This window comes from Actinoplanes subtropicus (assembly GCF_000721705.1).
Lineage (GTDB): Bacteria > Actinomycetota > Actinomycetes > Mycobacteriales > Micromonosporaceae > Actinoplanes > Actinoplanes subtropicus.
Genome location: NZ_JOJL01000011.1, coordinates 293,429 through 311,396 on the forward strand (window position 1 = coordinate 293,429; position 17,968 = coordinate 311,396).

General features: G+C 73.7%; 18 protein-coding genes and 1 pseudogene. 10 read left to right on the forward strand and 9 right to left on the reverse strand.

Annotated elements, in window-relative coordinates; all coding sequences use genetic code 11:
- Positions 1-34: 34 nt before the first annotated feature.
- Positions 35-1,441 (reverse strand): aldehyde dehydrogenase family protein, encoded by a 1,407-nt coding sequence (locus IH26_RS0117860; RefSeq protein ID WP_030437337.1) that lies wholly within the window; start codon positions 1,439-1,441, stop codon positions 35-37.
- A 135-nt stretch (positions 1,442-1,576) separates the two neighbouring features.
- Between IH26_RS0117860 and IH26_RS0117865 the strand changes: the two genes are divergently transcribed.
- The 9 genes and pseudogenes from IH26_RS0117865 (at position 1,577) to IH26_RS0117900 (ending at position 11,472) form a co-directional block, all read left to right on the forward strand.
- Complete coding sequence (locus IH26_RS0117865) at positions 1,577-3,259, forward strand: carbamoyltransferase family protein (protein ID WP_030437338.1); 1,683 nt, start codon at positions 1,577-1,579, stop codon at positions 3,257-3,259.
- A complete protein-coding gene (locus IH26_RS0117870) occupies positions 3,256-4,302 on the forward strand; it encodes a glycosyltransferase family 2 protein (protein ID WP_030437339.1) in 1,047 nt (348 codons plus the stop codon). The genes IH26_RS0117865 and IH26_RS0117870 overlap by 4 nt, the downstream gene beginning before the upstream one ends.
- Entirely contained in the window at positions 4,299-5,867 is a 1,569-nt protein-coding gene (locus IH26_RS0117875) for an HAD-IIIA family hydrolase (protein ID WP_030437340.1), read from the forward strand. Before IH26_RS0117870 ends, IH26_RS0117875 begins: the two co-directional genes overlap by 4 nt.
- Positions 5,864-6,790 carry a glycosyltransferase gene (locus IH26_RS0117880; protein ID WP_030437341.1) on the forward strand — a complete coding sequence of 309 codons (927 nt, stop codon included), beginning with the start codon at positions 5,864-5,866 and terminating at the stop codon, positions 6,788-6,790. Before IH26_RS0117875 ends, IH26_RS0117880 begins: the two co-directional genes overlap by 4 nt.
- Positions 6,775-7,968 (forward strand): glycosyltransferase, encoded by a 1,194-nt coding sequence (locus tag IH26_RS0117885; protein WP_030437342.1) that lies wholly within the window; start codon positions 6,775-6,777, stop codon positions 7,966-7,968. Before IH26_RS0117880 ends, IH26_RS0117885 begins: the two co-directional genes overlap by 16 nt.
- Positions 7,968-8,513, forward strand: a pseudogene (locus tag IH26_RS62895) (D-sedoheptulose-7-phosphate isomerase); the annotation flags it as partial. The gene IH26_RS0117885 and the pseudogene IH26_RS62895, both read left to right, overlap by 1 nt.
- A 15-nt stretch (positions 8,514-8,528) precedes the next feature.
- Positions 8,529-9,860 carry a PfkB family carbohydrate kinase gene (locus tag IH26_RS0117890; RefSeq protein WP_030437343.1) on the forward strand — a complete coding sequence of 444 codons (1,332 nt, stop codon included), beginning with the start codon at positions 8,529-8,531 and terminating at the stop codon, positions 9,858-9,860.
- Positions 9,861-9,865: 5 nt separating this feature from the next.
- Positions 9,866-10,546 (forward strand): SDR family oxidoreductase, encoded by a 681-nt coding sequence (locus IH26_RS0117895; RefSeq protein WP_030437344.1) that lies wholly within the window; start codon positions 9,866-9,868, stop codon positions 10,544-10,546.
- The gene (locus tag IH26_RS0117900) at positions 10,543-11,472 is read left to right on the forward strand and encodes a glycosyltransferase family 9 protein (protein ID WP_030437345.1); all 930 of its coding nucleotides are present in this window, start codon (positions 10,543-10,545) and stop codon (positions 11,470-11,472) included. Before IH26_RS0117895 ends, IH26_RS0117900 begins: the two co-directional genes overlap by 4 nt.
- A 160-nt stretch (positions 11,473-11,632) precedes the next feature.
- On the opposite strand, the gene IH26_RS0117905 is transcribed toward IH26_RS0117900, so the two are convergent.
- From IH26_RS0117905 to IH26_RS0117940, 8 genes are all read right to left on the reverse strand, one after another.
- Entirely contained in the window at positions 11,633-12,097 is a 465-nt protein-coding gene (locus IH26_RS0117905) for a hypothetical protein (protein WP_030437346.1), read from the reverse strand.
- Positions 12,098-12,154: 57 nt separating this feature from the next.
- Positions 12,155-13,912: a complex I subunit 5 family protein gene (locus IH26_RS0117910; RefSeq protein WP_030437347.1), complete on the reverse strand. Its 1,758-nt coding sequence runs from the start codon at positions 13,910-13,912 to the stop codon at positions 12,155-12,157.
- A gap of 1 nt (position 13,913) precedes the next feature.
- Positions 13,914-14,261, reverse strand: a complete 348-nt coding sequence (locus tag IH26_RS0117915) for a sodium:proton antiporter (protein WP_030437348.1) — start codon at positions 14,259-14,261, stop codon at positions 13,914-13,916.
- Positions 14,262-14,975 (reverse strand): MnhB domain-containing protein, encoded by a 714-nt coding sequence (locus IH26_RS0117920; protein ID WP_030437349.1) that lies wholly within the window; start codon positions 14,973-14,975, stop codon positions 14,262-14,264.
- On the reverse strand, positions 14,972-15,205 hold the full coding sequence (locus IH26_RS0117925) for a Na(+)/H(+) antiporter subunit B (protein ID WP_030437350.1): 234 nt from the start codon (positions 15,203-15,205) through the stop codon (positions 14,972-14,974). Before IH26_RS0117925 ends, IH26_RS0117920 begins: the two co-directional genes overlap by 4 nt.
- Positions 15,202-15,465, reverse strand: a complete 264-nt coding sequence (locus tag IH26_RS0117930; RefSeq protein ID WP_030437351.1) for a monovalent cation/H(+) antiporter subunit G — start codon at positions 15,463-15,465, stop codon at positions 15,202-15,204. Before IH26_RS0117930 ends, IH26_RS0117925 begins: the two co-directional genes overlap by 4 nt.
- Entirely contained in the window at positions 15,462-15,716 is a 255-nt protein-coding gene (locus IH26_RS0117935) for a monovalent cation/H+ antiporter complex subunit F (RefSeq protein WP_030437352.1), read from the reverse strand. The genes IH26_RS0117930 and IH26_RS0117935 overlap by 4 nt, the downstream gene beginning before the upstream one ends.
- 160 nt (positions 15,717-15,876) lie before the next feature.
- Positions 15,877-16,533 carry a hypothetical protein gene (locus IH26_RS0117940; RefSeq protein WP_030437353.1) on the reverse strand — a complete coding sequence of 219 codons (657 nt, stop codon included), beginning with the start codon at positions 16,531-16,533 and terminating at the stop codon, positions 15,877-15,879.
- A gap of 801 nt (positions 16,534-17,334) precedes the next feature.
- Here IH26_RS0117940 and IH26_RS61305 point away from each other — a divergent pair.
- The gene (locus tag IH26_RS61305) at positions 17,335-17,880 is read left to right on the forward strand and encodes a glycoside hydrolase family 15 protein (protein WP_169789765.1); all 546 of its coding nucleotides are present in this window, start codon (positions 17,335-17,337) and stop codon (positions 17,878-17,880) included.
- Positions 17,881-17,968: the final 88 nt, after the last annotated feature.

Sequence of the window (17,968 nt, forward strand, 5' to 3'; positions counted from 1 at the left end):
AGCGAGTATCTCGCTCAGCGTGCGATCGGCGGCGTCACCAGCCCGTCGGCGGCGCCGCCAAGTGGACGACCTTGGTGGCGGTCATCTCGTCGAGCAGCTCCGGGCCGTACCCGAATCCTTGGCCGCTCCCGCGACGCGGATGCGCGGCACCGCCCGGCGCCCCGCCGAAGACCGCGTTGACCTTGACCGTGCCGGTGGGCAGCACCCGCGCGGCCCGCTGGGCGTGACTCATCGACCGGGTCAGCACCGTCGCGGCCAGCCCGTAGGGCGAGTCCGCGGCCCGGGCCAGCGCCTCGTCGAAGGAGTCCACCTCGGCAACCGGCGCGACCGGCCCGAAGGTCTCCTCCCGCATCACCGCCATGTCGTCGGTGCACTCGGCCAGCACGGTCGGCGGATACCAGGCGCCCGGGCCGGCCGGGGCCGCGCCGCCGCGGACGATCACCGCGCCCGCCTTGATCGCGTGCTGGACCTGGTCGTCGACCGCGTCCCGCAGCCGGCGGTCGACCAGCGGCCCGATCCGCGACTGCCACCTCTCGGCCTCCTCGGCCAGCGCCGCGACGAACGGGTCGAGCACCGCGCGGTGGGCGTAGATCCGCTCGACCGACACGCAGATCTGCCCGGCGTTGGCGAACGCCCCGAGCGCGGCCTGGGCCGCCGCCCACCGCGGGTCCACCCCGGCGTCGACGATCAGCGGATCGCAGCCTCCGTTCTCCAGTAAAGCCTTCGCGCCGGTACGGGCGCACGCGGCGGCGATCGCGCGGCCGGTCGCGGACGACCCGACGTGCGCGACCACGTCGACCGGCGCGGCGGCCAGGGCGGCGCCGACCGGGCCGTCGCCGTTGACCAGGTTCAGCACGCCGGCCGGGAAGTGCGGGGCGACGAGTTGGACGAGCCGCCATCCGGTCGCGGGGGTGCGCTCGCTCGGCTTGTGCACGACCGTGTTGCCGGTGACCAGGGCCGCGCCGAGCAGCCCGCAGGCCACCGCCACCGGATCGTTCCACGGGGTGATCACCGCGACGACGCCGCGCGGCTCGAAGGTCATCAGGTCGGTCGCCGACGGATCGCCGGCCAGCGAGCGGCCACGGTGGACCGGGCCCAGCTCGGCGTACTGCCGCAGGGTTCCGACCCCGGCCAGGATCGACTCGCGCGCCTCGCCGACCGGTTTGCCCATCTCGTCGGACATGATCGCGGCGAGCTCGTCGGCGGCGGCCTCGACGGCGGAGGCGGCCGAGCGCAGGGCGGCGCCCCGATCGGCCGCCGGGACACCGCTCCAGCCGGGCGCGGCCGACCGTGCGGCGGATACCGCCTCGGCGACCTCCTCGTCGGAGGAGCAGGCCACCCGAGTGACCGGCTCGTCGTCCCGCGGATTGACCACAGTCAACTCCCGGCCGCCGTTTCCGGGCGACCATTTGCCGTGGGCCAACTGTTCGATTTCACGCATGGCGGCGGTGTGCCCCGCAGCGACCGAAACAAACTTCGAAGCCATCAGTGCAGCTCAGCGCCCCTGCCGAAGAAAAGGCGGAGAAGTCGATGATCGAGCAGAGTAAGTCGGTGATCGAGGGGTACCCGGCGGCCCATGCGAGTTCTGGGAATCAATGCGATCTTCCACGACCCGGCCGCGGCGCTGGTCGTGGACGGCCGCGTGGTGGCGGCCGCGGAGGAGGAGCGGTTCAGCCGGCGCAAGCACGGCAAGCGGCCGGTGCCGTTCGCCGCGTGGGAACTGCCCGAGCAAGCGGCCGCTTGGTGCCTGCGGTCCGCGGGTCTGAAGCCGGCCGACATCGACGCGGTCGGGTACTCGTTCGACCCGGGCCTGTGCCGGGACCTGGCCGAGTTGGGCGTGACCGATCCGTCCGACGACATGCGGGTCGACTATGCGCGCCGGGCGCCGCAGTTCCTGGCCTCGGCGCTGCCCGGTTTGGACCCGGATCGGGTGCGGTTCGTGCCGCATCACGTCGCGCACGCCGCCTCGGCCGGGCTGTCGGTCGCCGAGGACAACGCGGTGCTGGTGCTTGACGGCCGCGGCGAGGTGGCCAGCCACCTGGCCGGGGTCTACCGCGCCGGCGAGCTGACCACGCTGCGCACGCAGGAGCTGCCGCACTCGCTCGGCCTGCTCTACGAGGACCTGACCCGGCACCTCGGGTTCCAGCACTCGAGCGACGAGTACAAGGTGATGGCGCTCGCGTCGTACGGTCGCCCGCGGTTTCTCGATCTCTTCAAGCAGATGGTGTACGCGACCGGGGACGGGGGTTTCCGGGTCGAGCACATCGACTGGAATGCGCTCACCAAGGCGCGCCCGGCCGACGGCGAGCTCACTTCGGCGCACGCCGACGACTCGCTCATTTCCGCGCACGGCGATGGCCGGCTCACGTCGGCGCACGCCGATCTGGCCGCGAGTGTGCAGACGCGGCTCGAGGAGGTGCTGCTCGACCTGGTGCGCTGGACGTTCGACGCGGCCGGCGGCCCGCGGACGCTGACCATGGCCGGCGGCACCGCGCTGAACTGCGTGGCCAACGCTCGGATCGCCGCCGAGGGGCCGTTCGAACGGGTCTGGGTGCAACCGGCGGCCGGGGATTCCGGGACGGCGCTCGGCGCCGCGCTCGCCCTCGGCCGTACGCCCAGTGTCTTCGGCACGGCGGCGCTCGGTCGTGGGTGGAGCGACGAGGAGATCGAGGCGGAACTGCGCCGCGCGGCGCTGCCGTACTCGCGACCGGATTCGATCGCCGTCGAGGCCGCGAAGGTGCTGGCCGGAAACGGGATCGTCGCCTGGTATCAGGGCCGGTCCGAGTACGGGCCACGGGCGCTCGGGCACCGCTCGCTGCTCGCCCATCCCGGCGACCCGGACACCCAGCGCCGGATGAACGACGTGAAGGGCCGCGAACAGTTCCGGCCGATCGCGCCGATGGTCCGCGCCGAGCGGTTCAGCGAGATCTTCGAGGGGGTCTGCCCGAGCCCGTACATGCTGTTCGTGCACCGCGTGCGGCCCGGATGGTGCGACCGGATACCGGCGGTGACCCATGTGGACGGCACCGCGCGGGTGCAGACCGTGGACGCGGACTCGGAACCGCTGGTCGCCGAGATGCTGGCCGAATTCGACCGCCTCACCGGCCTGCCGGTGGTCGTGAACACGTCGCTGAACACGGCCGGGCGCCCGATGGTCGACACGCCGCGCGAGGCGATGGAGCTGTTCGGCTCGGCACCGGTCGACCTGCTCGCGATGGGCCCGTTCGCCGTGCGCCGCGGAGAGGCGTTCGCCCGATGAGCATCACCGTCGTGATTCCCACGCTCGGCCGCCCCAGCCTTTACGCCCTCCTGTCGGCGATCGACGGCGGGCGTGAGCGCGCCCGGCCGTCGGCGTTGTCGCAGGTTGTGGTGGTGGACGATCGCCGTGAGCGCGCACGGCCGTTGGCGGTGCCCGAGTGGGTGACCGTGCTGGCCGGGCCGGGGCGCGGGCCGGCCGCCGCTCGCAACGTGGGCTGGCGGGCGGCCGGCACCGAGTGGGTCGCGTTCCTCGACGACGACGTGCTGCCCGAGCCCGGGTGGCTGGACCGGCTGGCGGAGGACCTGGCGTCCGCCCCGCCGGAGGTCGGCGGCGTGCAGGGCCAGGTGCGCGTGCCGCTGCCGGCCGATCGGCGGCCCACCGACTGGGAGGCGGTCACGGCCGGGCTGGCGACCGGCCGGTGGATCACCGCCGACATGGCTTACCGGCGGGCCGCGCTGGCGTGCGCCGGAGGATTCGACGAGCGGCTGCCGCGAGCCTTCCGGGAGGACGCCGAGCTGGCATTCCGGGTGCGCCGGGCGGGCTGGTCGCTGAGCCGCGGGGCAAGGCGGGTCACGCATCCGGTGCGGCCCGAGGGCCCGTGGGTCAGCCTGCGCACCCAGCGGGGCAACGCCGACGACGCGCTGCTGCGCCGGCTCTACGGCCGGCATTGGCGAGTGGACCTGGAGGCGCCGCCCGGCCGCCGCCACCGCCACGCGGCAATCGTCTTGGCCGGCGCCTCCGCGATGGTGTGCGGCTGCTCCGCCGTCATTGGGGGACGTCGGGGCTGGGTCCGCGCCGCCGCGCTTGCTGCGGCGGTGTGGGGGGCTGGCACCACCGAGTTTGCCGCGGCGCGCATCTTGCCCGGGCCGCGTGACCGCCGCGAGGTGGGCGTCATGCTTGCCACCAGCGTCGCGATCCCGCCGCTGGCTGTGGCTCATTGGCTGCGCGGCTGGTGGCAATGGCGGAACGCCCGCCCCATTCCGATCGTTGAGGCGGGCCACATCGAGCCGTCGGCGCCGGAATCAGTGGGAGCCGCGCGATGAGCCCTCTCTTCGACGCTGTTCTGTTCGATCGGGACGGCACGCTGATCATTGACGTTCCCTACAACGGCGATCCGGGCAAGGTTGTCGCCGTTCCGGGCGCCCGGGCGGCTCTCGACCGGCTGCGCGAGGCCGGTCTGCGTCTCGGTGTCGTCACCAACCAGTCCGGTCTGGCTCGTGGTCGCTTCACCGCGGAGCAGCTCGGCGCGGTCAACCGGCGGGTCGAGGAGTTGCTCGGGCCGTTCGACACCTGGCAGGTCTGCCCGCACGACGACACCGCCGGCTGCCGCTGCCGCAAGCCCGCGCCCGGCCTGGTCACCGCCGCGGCCGCCGCGCTGGGTACGGTCCCGGCGCGCTGCGTGGTGGTCGGCGACATCGGACGGGACATGGTCGCCGCGGCGGCCGCCGGGGCGGCCGGGATCCTCGTTCCGACGCCCGAGACGCGGCCGGCCGAGGTCGCGGCGGCGCCCGCGATCGCCGGCGGCATCACCGCGGCGGTCGACACGATTCTGCGGCGGCAGGAGCTGGTGACGCCGGTGGAACGGCCGGAGCCGGCCGGGACGGTTCTCGTGGTTCGCTCGGATTCGGCCGGCGACGTGCTGGTGACCGGGCCGGCGATCCGGGCCGTGGCGGCGGGGGCCGAGCGGGTCGTGCTGCTGTGCGGGCCTCGGGGACGGGCCGCGGCCGAGCTGCTGCCGGGCGTCGACGAGATCGTGGAGTGGTCGCTCGCCTGGATCGACCCGGAGCCCCGGCCGGTCGACCCGGCCGACATCGCCGCGCTCACCGACCGCCTGCGAGCGACGGGGGCGCGGGAGGCCGTCGTCTTCACCTCGTTCCATCAGTCGGCGCTGCCGCTCGCCCTGCTGCTGCGGCTCGCCGGGGTGCGACGGATCACCGCGATCAGCGACGACTACCCCGGGTCGCTCCTGGACGTGCGCCACCGCGTACGGGACGACCTGCCGGAGCCCGAACGGGCCCGGAGCATCGCCGCGGCCGCCGGATTCGCCTTGCCGGAGGACGACGACGGCCGCCTGCAGGTGACCGCGGCCAATCGGCCCGCCGGCGGCTACGTGGTCGTCCACCCCGGAACCGCCGCCCCCGCGCGCGCCTGCCCACCCACGACACTCCGCCGGATCGTCGACGCCCTCACCGCGGCCGACCACGACGTGCGGGTGACCGCCGGCCCCGGCGAGGAACTGCTCGCCGCCCAGGTGGCCGGCGCCGCCGCCAGATGGACCGTTCCCGGCTCGCTCGCCGATCTGGCCGGGCTGCTGGCCGGCGCCTCCTGCCTGATCGCCGGCAACACCGGGCCCGCGCATCTGGCCGCCGCCGTCGGCACCCCCGTGGTGAGTCTCTTCGCGCCGACCGTCCCGTTCGGACGGTGGGGGCCCTACCGGGTGCCGGTCGTCCGGCTCGGCGCGGCCGATGCCGCCTGCCAGGACACCAGGGCCACCGACTGCCCGGTCCCGGGCCACCCGTGCCTGTCCGCGATCGAGCCGGCCGACGTGCTCGACGCCGTACACCTGCTGGGTGCCGAGCCGGAGGCCCCGCGTGAGGTAGCCGCATGAATGTCCTGCTCTGGCATGTGCACGGTTCGTGGACGACGGCGTTCGTCCAGGGCAAGCACCGCTACCTGATCCCGGTCAACGCGGCCCGCGACGAGTGGGGGCGCGGCCGGGCCCAGACCTACGACTGGCCGCCCACAGTGGAGGAGAAGCCGCTGGGCGCCATCCGGGACGCCGATGTCGCGATCGTTCAGCGGGTCGAGGAACTCGGGCTGGTGCCGCCGGGCATCCCGATCGTCTACGTGGAGCACAACACGCCGAAGGGCGACGTCCCGAACACCAGGCATCCGCTGGCTGACCGGGACGACGTGCTGATCGTGCACGTGACCCACTTCAATCAGCTGTTCTGGGACTGCGGAAGCACCCGGACCACGGTCGTCGAGCACGGCATCGCCGATCCGGGCGTGCGGTGGAGCGGGGAACTGCGCCGCCTCGCCGTGGTCACCAACGATCCGGTCCGGCGCGGCCGGGTCACCGGCACCGACCTGTACGAGCGGTTCACGCCCGTGGCGCCGCTCGACGTGTTCGGCATGGGCGTCGCCGGGCTCAGCGGCGACCGGATCACCACCCACGACGACCCGCCGCAGCGCGCGATGCACGCCGAGCTCGCGCGGCGCGGCGTGTACCTGCACCTGACCCGCTGGACCTCGCTCGGGCTGAGCCTGATCGAGGCGATGCGGATGGGCATGCCGGTGGTCGCCCTGGCCACCACCGAGGCGATCGAGGCGGTTCCGCCGGACGCCGGCGTGCTCTCCACCGACGTGAGCGTGCTGGTCGAGGCCGCCCGCCGGCTGCTCGACGAGCCGGACGCGGCGAAGAGCCTCGGCGAGCGGGCGCGTCAGGTGGCCCGGACCCGATACGGCCTGGACCGGTTCCTCGCGGACTGGGACCGGCTGCTGGAGGAGGAGACATGCGGATCGCGATGATTTCGGAGCACGCCAGTCCGCTCGCCACCCTCGGTGGCGTCGACGCCGGCGGCCAGAATACGCACGTCGCCGAGCTGTCGGCGGCGCTCGCGGGGGACGGGCACGACGTGCGCGTCTACACCCGCCGAGATGGCAACGACCTGCCGGACATCGTGCCGCTGGGCGACGGCGTCGACGTGGTGCACGTGCCGGCCGGGCCGCCCGAGGCGCTGCCGAAGGACGAGCTGCTGCCGCACATGGGCGGGTTCGCCGAGTGGCTGGCGGACGACTGGCGGGAGACCTGGAAGCCGGACGTGGCGCACGCGCACTTCTGGATGAGCGGTTTGGCGACGGTCACCGCCGCGCGCCGGTTCGATCTGCCGGTGCTGCAGACCTTCCACGCGCTCGGCTCGGTGAAGCGGCGCTACCAGGGTGTCGCGGACACCAGCCCGGCCCAGCGGATCGGCTACGAGCGGGCGCTCGGCCGGGCCGTCGACCGGATCGTCGTTCAGTGCCAGGAAGAGATCGGCGAGCTGGTCCGGATGGGCGTGCCGCGCGGCCGGATGGCGCTGGTCCCGTCCGGGGTCAACACCGACCGTTTTCATCCCGGAGGCCCGGCCGTGTCGCGCGTGCCGGGCCTGCGGCGGATCCTCACCGTGGCCCGGCCGGTCGAGCGCAAGGGGGTCGAGGACCTGATCCGGGCGCTGCCCCGGGTGCCGAATGCCGAACTGGTCGTGGTCGGCGGGGCGCAGTCCGACCCGTACGTGCGAAAGCTGGCCGCCCTCGCCCGCGATTGCCACGTCGACGACCGGCTCCGGCTGGCCGGCGCGGTCCCGGCGCACGAGATGCCGGCCTGGTACCGCTCGGCCGACCTGCTGGCCGCGACCCCGTGGTACGAGCCGTTCGGGCTGACCGTCCTCGAGGCGATGGCCTGCGGGGTGCCGGTGGTCGCCTCGGCGGTCGGCGGGCTGGTCGACACCGTGGTCGACGGGGTGACCGGCGAGCTGGTCGCGCCCCGGGACCCGGCCGGGCTCTCCCGCACGCTGCGCAAACTGCTGCACGACGAGACCCGGCGGGTCTCGTACGGCGCGGCCGCGCACGACCGGGCGGTCCAGTCGTACGCGTGGCCGCGGATCGCCCACCGGCTGGCCGTGGTGTATGCCGAGATGATCGGCGCGCCGACCGAGGCCGTGGCCTGATGGACCCGCTCGAGGAGCATCTCACCGCGCTCTCCGCCGCCGTCGATCCCTTTCGGACGGTCGGTGCCCGGCTGGCCGGCTGGGGCGCCGAGCTGGCCCGGCATCTGGGCGGCGGCGGTCGCCTGCTGATCGCCGGCAACGGGGGCAGCGCCGCCGAGGCCCAGCACCTGGCCGCCGAACTGGTCGGCAAGCTGCGCGAGGACCGCCGGCCGCTGTCCGCGATCGCGCTCACCCCGGACTCCTCGGCGGTGACCGCGATCAGCAACGACTACGGCTACGAGCAGGTCTTCGCCCGCCAGGTGAGCGCGCACGGCCGCCCGGGCGACGTGCTGCTGGTGCTGTCCACGAGCGGGCGCAGCCCCAATCTGCTCGCCGCCGTGCGCGCCGCGCGCGAGGGCGGCCTGCGCACCTGGGCGATGACCGGGCCGGGCCCGAGCCCGCTCGGCGACGCCTGCGACGAGGTGCTGCGCTGCCCGTCGCCGAGCGCCCAGGTGGTGCAGGAACTACATCTGCTCGCGGTGCACGTGATGTGCGAGCACGTCGATCTGAACCTGCGGAGGATGACGATGAGGAAGCTGGTGATCGTCGGGGACACGCTGCTCGACCGGGACGTCGACGGCGAGGTCAGCCGGATCGCGCCGGACGCGCCGGCGCCGGTTCTCGACGAGCGGACCGTCCACGAGCGACCGGGCGGGGCCGGGCTGGCCGCGCTGCTCGCGGCCGGCGACGGGCACCGGGTCGCGCTGGTCACCGCGCTGGCCTCGGACGCCGCCGGAGCCCGGCTGAGCGAGTTGCTGACCGCGGCCGGCGTCGAGCTGTACCCACTGCCGCTGCCGGGCGCGACGCCGGAGAAGGTCCGGCTGCGCGCGAACGGTCAGGTGCTGCTGCGCCTCGATCGCGGCGGCGATCCCGAGCCGCCGGAGGAGGCGCCGCCGGCCGCGCTGGAGGTGTTGCGGGACGCCGACGCGATCCTGGTGAGCGATTACGGCCGCGGTGTGACTCGGCATCCGGCCCTGCGCGCCGCACTCGAGAAGGCGACCGCCCCGGTGGTGTGGGACCCGCACCCGAAGGGCCCGGCGCCGGTGCCCGACTGCCGGCTGGTCACGCCGAACCTCGCCGAGGTGTGCGCGCTCACCGGCGACGCCGGGCAGGGCTCGACGCTCACCACCGCGCAGCGGGCCGGGCACGTGCTGCGGCAGCGCTGGCGGGCCGCGGCGGTCGCGGTGACCTGCGGCCCGGGCGGCGCCGTGCTCTGCCATTCCGGACCCACCCCGCTGGTCGTGCCCGCGCCGCACGTGGCCGCGGGGGACACGTGTGGCGCGGGCGACCGGTTTGCCGCCACCGCCGCGCTGGCGCTGGCCGGCGGCGCTCTGCTGTCCGAGGCGGTCGAACAGGCGGTGCACGCCGCAACCAACCGAATAAGCCATGAAAAAACAGACAAAAGCACTATCGAGGAGGTACGAGCCAGGAACGGCGTCGTGGTCGCCACCGGCGGCTGCTTCGATCTGCTGCACACCGGTCATCTGGCCACCCTGGAAGCCGCCCGCCAACTCGGCGACTGCCTCGTCGTGTGCCTCAACAGCGACGAGTCGGTGCGCGCGCTCAAGGGCCCGGACCGCCCGCTGAACAACCAGCACGACCGGGCCCGGCTGCTGTCCGCATTGGACTGTGTGGACGCCGTCGTCGTCTTCGACGAGCCGACGCCCGAGGCGGTGCTCTCCTGGCTGCGCCCCGACATCTGGGTCAAGGGTGGCGACTACGCCGACGGCGGCCCCGAGCTGCCCGAGTCGGCGCTGGTCGAACGCTGGGGCGGGCAGACCGTGATCGTGCCCTATCTGGACGGACGTTCCACCACCCGGACGATCGCCGCGGCCCGCGGCGGCAGGAGGTAACCACCATGGACACGGTACTGATCACCGGCGGCGCGAGCGGCCTGGGCGCCGCCGTCGCCGAGGCGGTCGCCAAGGAGGGCGGCCGTCCGCTGGTCATCGACCGGCAGCGGCCGGCCGCCGGGCTGGACTGGATCGAGTGCGACCTGGCCGACACCGCGGCCGCCGAGGATGCGACCCGGGAAGCCGTCGCCCGGGCCGGCGGCACGATCGGCGGCGTGGTCACCGCGGCCGGCTTCGACGTGCCCGGCGCGCTCGCCGAACTGTCCCGGCAGACCTGGGAACGGATCGTCACCGTGGACCTGCTCGCCACCGCCGCGGTGATCCGGGCCGCGCTGCCGGCCCTGAAACGGTCGCACGGCAGCATCGTCACGGTCGCCTCCACGCTCGGCGTCAAGGCGGTCGGCGACGCCACCGCGTACTGCGCCGCGAAGTTCGGCGTGGTCGGCTTCACCCGGTCGCTCGCCGCCGAACTGGCCGGCGAGGTCAACGTCACGCTGCTGATCCCGGGCGGGATGTGGACCCGGTTCTTCGACGACCGCGAGGAGCGCTACAAGCCCGGCCCGGACGCGTCGCTGAACGATCCCGCGCACACCGCCAATGCGGTCGTCTTCGCTCTCTCCCAGCCGCCCGGCTGCTCGGTGCGCGAGCTGGTCGTCGCGTCCGAGAAGGAGACGTCGTACCCGTGATCCTGGTGCTCCGCGCGCTCGGCGTCGGCGACCTGGTCACCGCCGTGCCCGCGCTGCGCGGCCTGTCCGCCGCGTTCTACCGCGAACCGCTGGCGCTCGCGGCGCCGCCCTCGCTGACCCCGCTGATCGGCCTGATCGGGGGCGTCGACCGGGTGCTGCCCACCGACGGGCTCGCCCCGCATCGCTGGGACATCGCGCCGCCCCGGCTCGCGGTCAACCTGCACGGCCGCGGTCCCGAGTCGCACCGCCTGCTGCACGCCGCCGCGCCGGGCGAGCTGTGGGCCTTCGCCAACCCGGAGGCCGACCACCTCGACGGTCCCGGATGGATCGACGAGGAGCACGAGGTGCACCGCTGGTGCCGGCTGCTGCGCCACTACGGGGTCGCGACCGACGAGACCGATCTGGCCCTCGCGGTGCCGCCGCTGCCGGTGCCGCGCGGCGTGACGATCGTGCACCCGGGCGCGAAGTCACCGTCGCGTCGCTGGCCGCCCGACCGCTTCGCGGCCATCGCGCGGCGTCTCCGGGAGGCGGGACACCAGGTGGTCGTGACCGGTTCCGCCGCGGAGCGGGATTTGCGCGTACGGGTGGCCGAGGGCGCTGGGCTGGCCGCCTCCCCGTTGCCGGTCACCGGGCTGGCCGAGCTCGCCGCCCTGGTCGCGCACGCCCGGCTCGTGGTCAGCGGCGACACCGGCATCGCGCACCTGGCCACCGCGTACGGCACGCCCTCGGTCACGCTGTTCGGGCCGATGTCGCCGCAGCGCTGGGGGCCGCCGCCCCGCCCGTACCATCGCACGATCTGGCACGGCACCCGGAGTGAGCCCGGCGATCAGCCCGGCCCCGACGTGCATCCCGCCCTGCTCGCCATCGGCGAGCAGGCGGTGCTACAGGCGATCGAGGAGGTGACCGGCGCCGCCGCCGTTCGTTAGCGTCCGGTGCGAACGGCGAGGAGGATCCCGATGACGCGCGGAGCTCGCGCACGCCCGCGCCGCGATGTTCGCCCGCCGCATCGGTGGCTGACCGGTCACCAGGCTTGCGGCGCGTCGGTGCCCGACCGATCAAAAGCGCGCTTGATCGGTCGATGTGGCGTCAAGCGTCGATGTCGCGGTGCTGGATGAGGATGAGACCGGCCGCGGTGCAGATCACGGCGTACGCGACGGCGCAACCCACACCGGCGGCGAGGCCGGGCCAGTCCGGCGCGGCCCGGCCGACCGTGGTCCAGCGGCCGAGCCAGTACGGCAGCAGTGCCGGGTGGATCCCGCGCAGGGAGTCGATCTGCGTCAGCACACGGGCGACCGCGTAGTAGCCGAAGGCGATGCCCACGCCGCCGGCCGCCGATCCGGTGATCAGGCCGGCGAGCACCCCGATCGATGCCACGGCGATCATCCACAGCCAGGCCGCGCCGGCGCCGAGGTACGCCGCCACGAGCGCCGGAACGATCAGGACCAGCAGGGTTGCCGCACCGGCCACTCCCGGCGGCTTCATCTCGTGGGCGGGTTCCGGGCCGAGCGTGCGGTAGACGATGTTCGCCGCCGCGATGGCCGCGCCCAGCACTATAGGCTACATATGTAGACCTTCGATGGCCAGGGCTGGGCAGGAGGTGTTCACGGGTCAGCGCAGGGGTGTCGCGATCAGCAGGGCGAAGGCGGCCACCCCGGCGAAGAGCCACGCCACGTAGTCGCCGATGTGGCCGAGGTGCAGGCGGCGCAGCGGGCGCGGCACGCCCACCCCCGACTCGCCGGCCCGCAGCTGGATCGCCGCGACCGCGAACGCCGCGCCCGTGGACAGCAGGCCGAGCAGCACGCCGCTGGTCGTCCAGCCCACCTCCGGCACCGTCGCCGGCAGCCGGGCCGCCGCCTCGGTCAGCGCCTGGCTCAGGTAGTCGCCCCGGTCGAGGAACATCGCCGCGCCGCGGGCCGCGCCCCGGGCCAGCCCGGGAAGAAGGCCGACCACGGCGCTGCCGGCCAGCAGCAGGGCCAGCGCGGTGAGCATCGAGACGGGCGTACGCGGCAGCGGCTCCTCGGTCTCCGGCGACTCGTTCCCGCCGTACGTCTCGTCCGGTCCCGGCGGCGGCAACCGGCGTCCCAGCCCGAGAAAGACGCGCAGGCCGGCCCGCAGCACCGCGCCCCCGGTGACCGCCGAGACCAGCAGCGAAACGGCCGGCAGCCACCACGCGCCCTCCTCGGCCACCGCCGCGCCCAGCCCCGGCCCGAACGGCGGCAGCCCGGCCAGCAGCAGCCCGCCGGCCAGGAACAGCCACCACGTCGGCTCGCGCCACCCGCCGCCCCGCCCGTGCAGCTCGCCCTCGTCCACGCTGCGGTGCCGGTCGAGCAGCAGGCCGCACAGGCCGAACAGCGCGCCCTTCGCCCCGGCGTGCCCGGCGATCCCCAGCGCCACCCCGGCGACCGGCCCGGCCGTGCCCAGCCCGGCCGAGGCGGTGAACAGCCCCAGGTGCGCGATCGTCGAGTAGGCGAGCAGCCGCTTGAGGTGCCGCTGCCCGGCGCACATCACGGTGCCCACCAGCGCGGTCAGCAGGCCGAGCACGAGCCAGGCCCGGGTGACCGCGGCGGGCGGGACCGTTCCCGCGAAGACCACCTCGTACACCCGGAACACGCCGTACAGACCGAGCTCGACCAGCACGCCGGAGAGCAGCATGCAGACCGGCGCGGGGGCGACCGCGTGCGCGTCGGCCAGCCAGAAGTGCATCGGCACGATCGCCGCCTTGACCAGCAGCCCGGTGGCGATGAACGCGAACGCGGCCACCACCAGCGCGTCCTCCCGGTGCCTGGCGAGCGCGGCGCCGGCCTGCGGCATGCCCAACTGGCCGGTCCGCGCGTACAGCAGTCCGATGCCGACCAGCGTGAGGTACGCGCCCAGCGAGTTGATGACGGCGAAGTTGAACGCGCCCTGCACCGAGGCCGGCTCCTCGATGCGCATCCCGGTGAGCGCGTACGCGACCGCGCCCATCAGCTCGAAGAACACGAACATGTTGAACAGGTCGCCGGTCAGCGCGAACCCGGTCATGCCACCGAGAAACAGCAGCATGAGTACGTGGTAGTGGGTCTCGGCATCCTCCAGGTACCGGCGGCTGTACAGCAGCGCGCACCCGGTCAGCAGCGCCGCCAGACACGCCAGCCCGGCCCCCAGCGGATCGGCCACCAGCACGATGCCGACCCGTCGCCAGCCGCCCACCCAGCTCACCAGCCGGCCGTGCGTGGCCGTGAGCGCGATCAGTCCAGTGAGGACGGCCACCGCGACCGCGGTCAGCAACGCGGCCGCGTCGGCCAGCCGGCGCGGCAGATGCCGGCCGACCGCCAGCAGGACGGCGCCGACCAGCAGCGGCAGCGCGACGGACAGCGGCAGCAGCATGTCAGCCCTTGAGGCTCTGCAGGTCGTCCGGGTCGAGGGTGTGGTGCGTCTTGTCGATCTGGATCGCCAGGGCCAGCAGCAGCGCGGTCACGGTCGCCGACACCACGATGTCGGTGAAGGTGAGCGATTGCACGACCGGATCGGCGACCGGCAGCTTGACCGGGGAGCCGGGGCTGAACACCGGGGCCGGCGCGTTCCATTGGTAACCGATCGCGAGCAGCAGCACGTAGGTGCCGGACTGGCAGACCGACAGGCACACCGTGGCGTGGATGAGGTTCCGGCTGCGGACCATGCCGTAGGCGCCGGCCAGGATCAGCCAGCCGGCCACCCCGTACGCAATGATCTGCATTTAATCGTCCTTGTCCTCGAGCGCTATCGCCTGGGTCAGGAACTGGGCGAGCAGGACCACCGCGCCGGCGCCCACGGCGAAGCCGACCAGGATGTTCAGGATCGGCACGGTGCCGGCGGAGAACAGTTGCTGGACGACGCCGCGCGGCAGGAAGTTGCGCACCCCGATCAGTCCGGCGGCCGCGAACGCCGCGGTGGTGAAGCCCTCGACCCACTCGTACCAGGCGAGCGGGCGCAGCCTGCGCAGCGCGTCGTAACCGCCGGAGAGGTACAGCAGGTGCAGGCCGGTCGCCAGGACCACGCCGCCCTGGAAACCGCCGCCGGGCGTCAGGTGCCCGTGCACCAACAGGTCGAAACCGAGCAACAACGTCAAAGGCAGGAAGACGTACGCGATGAGCGCGACGGATTGGTTGGTCTCGGTCCGCGATCGGTTCTGTTCCTTTTCGTCCGGCCGCGGCCGCAACAGCGCCACCGCGCCGACCACCGAACCGAGCAGAATCATTTCCTCGCCGAGCGTGTCGAAGCCGCGCAGATCGAACGTGAGCGAGGAGACCACGTTCGCGGTCGACTGCCGGAGCGAGGCGGCGACGGCCAGGTCCCGATACGGGTGATCGGTGTTGCCGAACGGCGGCAACCCGGCGACGGCCAGCGCGAAGAACGCCGCCAGCACGGCGGCGCCGGCGGCGAACACGACGGTGCGCGAACGACGGCTCACTTCTTCGTCTTCCGCACGGTCAGCATCACCATCAGCGGTACCAGGGCGGTGCCCACCGCGATCTGCGACAGCGCCACATCCGGCGCCTGCAACACCAGGAACAACAAGGACAGGACGATGCCGTACGCGCTCAGCGTGATCGCCTGCCGCGCCGGGTCGCCGGTGGCCACCACGGCGGTGCCGGCCGCCGCGACCAGCAGCAGCGCGACCACGATCAGCGCCGCGCTCACTTGTTCGCCCGATGCGCCACCCGGCCCGTCGCCGACGCCAGCACCGGCCCGGCGGGCAGCATCACGGCGGCGCAGAGCAGCAGGAGCGCGGTCGCCAGGTGCCAGCCGGCGTGGATCGCCAAACCGATCGCGATCAGCGGGGTGCCGACGCTGGTCACCGGGGTGAGGAAGTGCAGGCGGTCCAGAACCGTGCGGGCTCGCACCGCGCCGGCCGCGGAGAGCAGGCAGACGAGGACGCCGGCGGCGATCAGAACGGTCACGGGCGGTCGCCCAGCAGGCGCAGGAACACCAGGACACCGGCGAACGACAGCACGGCCAGGACCAGCGGCACGATCAGGTACGGGGTCTGGCCGTAGCCGTAGGAGAGCAGCAGCAGCGCCGGGACCAGCAGGGCGCCGGACAGTTGAAGACCGACCAGGCGTTCCAGCGGGTCGCCGCGCAGGCCCAGGTAGACGGCCGGCGCGAGCGCCCCGACGATCAGCACCAGCCCCGCGCCCAGCAAGAGCGTCACGCGGTGCGGCGTACCCCCGGTTGCGGCCCGGCAAACGTTTCGTCCCGAATCAGCGGTGACGCTACGTGGTGCCGGCGGTGACGTTCCCGGCACCATGCTTCCGGATCGCCGAATTCCGGTGCGTACGCCCGGCACGGGCGCGGCGGATGCGGGGCCGCCGCTACCCTACCGGGTCGGCTGTGTGCTGGACGGTCTTAGCGGGGTCGCAGTAGAGGGCGACATCCGTACGCGAAGGCACCGCCGCCGACGGCAGCGCGCCGTACGCGTAGACGGCGCCGTGGAAGCCGCCCGCCACGCAGCCGGAGATCGCCACGAGCCCGGTGACGTCCCCGGTGCTGGCGACCGCGCCGCCGACGATGGCGCCCGTGCTGTTGCGATAGACGATGCCGACCTCGGTGGCGGGTTCGCTGACGCAGGCGTTCGTGTCGCCCGCGAGCTGCAGCGCGGTCAGCATGCCGGCGGGCAGGATCTTCCGGACGGGGAGCTGCACCCGGACCGAAACCCGGGGGAACTCGCCGACGCCGATGGTCGGCAACCACTGCGTCCGCGTGAGCGTCACCCGTACGCTGCGCACCTTCGGATAGAACCGCCAGGCGAGGTCCTGCAACGAGGTCGCCGGCAGCCCGACGGGCACGCGCTGGCCGGGCAGGATCACCGGGATCGTCACGGTCTTCGAGCGCAGGACGTCGGCGTGGCCGCTGTCGTAGGCGTGGAAGACCAGGCTGGTGTCATACGCGATGTGGGTGCCGGAGTTGCCGACCTCAGCCCCGATGCTGAGCATGCCCTTGCTGGTCTGGCTGAAGCCGGTGGCGGTCACGGTGATCGCCCCGCCGCCGCCCGGCTGCGCGATATCCGCCCCGCCCGGGCGTGCGACGGCGGCGGTCCGGAAGGCGGGCAGGACCGGCCTTGCGCATCCCGGGGACGCGGCGCCCGGAGCACCCGAAGCGTCGGCTGCCGGGCGAGGAGCGCCGGAGGCGGCCCTGACCGGAGGACCGGAGGCGGCCTCGTGACATGCGCCGAGCCCAGCGGCGAGCACCGCCACGATCACCGTTGCCACACCGTGACGCATGAGCGTTCCCCCGCTTCTGCTGAACCGCAGGAGGGTAGCAAGGAGATCGGCAGATGCCTGCTTCGCCTGCCCGGAGCACGCCGGCGCTTACGCATCCGCGCCGCATATCCGCGCGTCGTTCGACATGTAACGACCAGCCACCGCCCTCCGGCGATGCCCGGGCCCACGGTTCGGTGACGCCTCAGCGGCAGTCCGGGTCGCTCGGGCTCATGCCGCCGGCGCATGCCGCTTGGCTGGGCGCCCGGTGATCACTGCGGGCGGCTCGCAGCTGTCGACGGCGGGCCGGTTCGGAAGCGGCAGCAGCTGGCGGCGCGCGCATCGACCGCCGCGCTGTGCCCGCGCTTGTGTGGGCAATCGTGCCACGCAGCCATGGGCTGTGGGAGCGTCAGCTCACGCGCCTCAGCGGGAGGACGCCACATCTTTCGGCACATGGTGAACGCACTGGCGCAGCTCGCCGATGTGGGTGCGGGACGCCTCCTTCACCGTCGACGCTCTGCTCGGCCTGAAGCTGCAGGCGGAGGCGCACGCGGCGCTCGCCTTCCTGCTGCGGTGCATCGGCTCGACCGGCCTCGAGCTGAAGATCTTCTACCGGCTGGACGGCCGGCTGGACAGCACCGAACAGCGGCTGATCGCCCCGGCTACCGCGGCAGCCGCCCGGTCCGCTCGGGTAACTCGGCCGCCGACTGGACTCAGCTGGGCACGTTCGGCCACCTGCTCGACGCGGTCGGCCGGTACGTGGACGCCGGGCACGTGCTGGACCCGCGTACCGGCCGCCTGCTCGCCGACCGCTGCTGCGACGACTGGCCGGGCGCCGACTCCGGCATCTGGGAGCCGGCCGAGAACCGGCAGTACACCCAGTCCAAGATGGGCTGCTGGGCGGCGCTGGACCGGGCGGTCCGGCTGCACGAGAAGGGCCAGATCCCGGGCAACCATGCCGATCGCTGGCGCAACGAACGCGACCGGACGCGAACTGGCCGGCGGCCCGCTGATCCACGGCCACACCGGCAGCCGCCCTCGGGACACTCGGCCGCCGGGACGAGGCGGCCGAGCAGCTGGACGGGACGGTCGCCCTGGCCAACGACCTCGGCATCATGAGCGAGGAGGTCAGCGTGAAGGATCGGGGCGCGCTGGGCAACGTGCCGCGGCCCTGAGCCACCTGGCCCTGATCAACGCCGCCCCGCAG

Bases quoted from the DNA above. Each gene is read 5' to 3' on its own strand.
- IH26_RS0117915 (WP_030437348.1), bottom strand. From the start codon at position 14,261: ATGCAGATCATTGCGTACGGGGTGGCCGGCTGGCTGATCCTGGCCGGC.
- IH26_RS0117865 (WP_030437338.1), top strand. From the start codon at position 1,577: ATGCGAGTTCTGGGAATCAATGCGATCTTCCACGACCCGGCCGCGGCG.
- IH26_RS0117895 (WP_030437344.1), top strand. From the start codon at position 9,866: ATGGACACGGTACTGATCACCGGCGGCGCGAGCGGCCTGGGCGCCGCC.
- IH26_RS0117910 (WP_030437347.1), bottom strand. From the start codon at position 13,912: ATGCTGCTGCCGCTGTCCGTCGCGCTGCCGCTGCTGGTCGGCGCCGTC.
- IH26_RS0117870 (WP_030437339.1), top strand. From the start codon at position 3,256: ATGAGCATCACCGTCGTGATTCCCACGCTCGGCCGCCCCAGCCTTTAC.
- IH26_RS0117875 (WP_030437340.1), top strand. From the start codon at position 4,299: ATGAGCCCTCTCTTCGACGCTGTTCTGTTCGATCGGGACGGCACGCTG.
- IH26_RS0117880 (WP_030437341.1), top strand. From the start codon at position 5,864: ATGAATGTCCTGCTCTGGCATGTGCACGGTTCGTGGACGACGGCGTTC.
- IH26_RS0117885 (WP_030437342.1), top strand. From the start codon at position 6,775: ATGCGGATCGCGATGATTTCGGAGCACGCCAGTCCGCTCGCCACCCTC.
- IH26_RS0117890 (WP_030437343.1), top strand. From the start codon at position 8,529: ATGACGATGAGGAAGCTGGTGATCGTCGGGGACACGCTGCTCGACCGG.
- IH26_RS0117860 (WP_030437337.1), bottom strand. From the start codon at position 1,441: ATGCGTGAAATCGAACAGTTGGCCCACGGCAAATGGTCGCCCGGAAAC.